Origin of the sequence: Streptomyces sp. A0958 (genome assembly GCF_004795035.1) — a bacterium.
Lineage (GTDB): Bacteria > Actinomycetota > Actinomycetes > Streptomycetales > Streptomycetaceae > Streptomyces.
Genome location: NZ_SSBK01000090.1, coordinates 1 through 1,684 on the forward strand (window position 1 = coordinate 1; position 1,684 = coordinate 1,684).

General features: G+C 69.0%; 1 protein-coding gene. It reads left to right on the plus strand.

Features of this window, described 5'->3' with window-relative positions; all coding sequences use genetic code 11:
• Positions 1–39: 39 nt before the first annotated feature.
• Positions 40–1,620, plus strand: coding sequence for an IS1182 family transposase (locus E6P78_RS32435; RefSeq protein WP_136207193.1), 1,581 nt, complete (start codon positions 40–42; stop codon positions 1,618–1,620).
• Positions 1,621–1,684: the final 64 nt, after the last annotated feature.

The following is a 1,684-nucleotide window of genomic DNA, read 5'->3' on the forward strand; positions in this document are numbered from 1 at the left end:
TGGCCCCGCTCCGGGTGGAGTGGGGCCAGTCTTGTGTTCATGCAGGGTGAGTGGGCTGGGGAGAGCGTCGGCGAGGACGTGTGGGAGTCGTGCCGGGAGTTGATCCCGGCCGGGAGCGTGTTCGCGTTTCTGGCGGAACATCGCGAGGTCATCTTCCCCGGTGCCATGTTCGCGGACATGTATCCCTCGGCGAACGGGCGTCCTTCGCTGCCGCCGCAGGTCCTGGCCGTCACGGTGGTGCTGCAGAGCCTGTACGGGCTCTCGGATTTCGAGACGGTGCAGGAGTTGCGCTGCGACCTGCGGTGGAAGGCCGCGTGCGGGCTCGGGTTGCACGACACCGCCTTCGATCCGTCACTGTTGACCTATTTCCGCCGTCGGCTTCAGCGTTCCAGTGACCCGAATCGGTTGTTCGTCAAGGTCAGAGAGGTCGTCGCAGCCACCGGCGTGCTCAGGGGCAAGCATCGGCGGGCGCTGGACTCCACCGTCCTGGACGACGCGGTGGCCACTCAGGACACCGTGACCCAGCTGATTGCCGCGATCCGCCGGGTGATCCGCGAGGTCCCCGGCGCCCAGCAGACCGCCGACCAGTGGTGCACCGCCCACGACTACACCGACCCGGGAAAACCGAAGATCGCCTGGAACGACAAGCAGGCCCGCGCCGCTCTGATCGACGCCTTGGTCACCGACGCACTGAACCTGCTGGGCCGGCTTCCCGACCAGGAGCTGGGAGAAGCGGCGGCGCACGCGGTCGGCCTGCTCGCGCTAATCGCCGGGCAGGACGTGGAACCCGCCGACGGTTCCGACGGGCGGGACGGGCGGTGGCGTATCGCCCGGCGCACCGTCTACGACCGCACTGTTTCCACGGTCGATCCCGAGGCCCGGCACATCCACAAGAACCGCTCCCGCCACCAGGAAGGCTTCCGTGCCCATGTGGCGTTCGAGCCCGAGGAAGGACTGTTCACCGAGGTCGCCCTGACCGCCGGCAGCGGAGCCCACAATCACGAGGCCGCTGTCGCCCGGGACCTCCTCGCCGACGAGGAATCCCCGGTCACTGCCCTGGGCGATGCCGCTTACGGCACCGGCGAGTTACGCGAACACCTGCAAGAGCAGGGACACCACCTGGTCCTCAAGCCACCACCGCTGCGGCCGGCCGTCCCCGGCGGGTTCACCGCCGACGACTTCGACGTCGACACCACGAACGGCCAGGTCACCTGCCCGGCCGGACACACCGCCCCCCTCGGCCAGGTCCGCCAGGGCGGCGAACGCCAGGCCCAGTTCAAGAAACTGTGCGCCGACTGCCCGCTGCGGGAACACTGCACGAAGTCCAAGACCGGCCGCGTCTTCACCGTCCACGCCAAGTACGACCTGCTCAAGGCCGCCCGCGACGAGGCTGCCACCAGCAAGGACTGGCAAGCCGAGTACCGGCGGTGGCGCCCACCCGTCGAACGGGCCATCGCCTGGCTCGTCGCCAGGGGCAACCGCCGCGTGCCCTACCGCGGCGTCCTGAAGAACGACACCTGGCTCCACCACCGCGCAGCAGCCCTCAACCTCCGCCGGCTGATCCACCTCGGCCTCACCCGAACCGACAACACCTGGCACCTCATCCCCGCCACCGCATAGCGAAAAGGGGCCGTCCGGCCTGCGGCCGGACAGCCCCCCAACAAGATTTTCAGCGGCCTTCTAG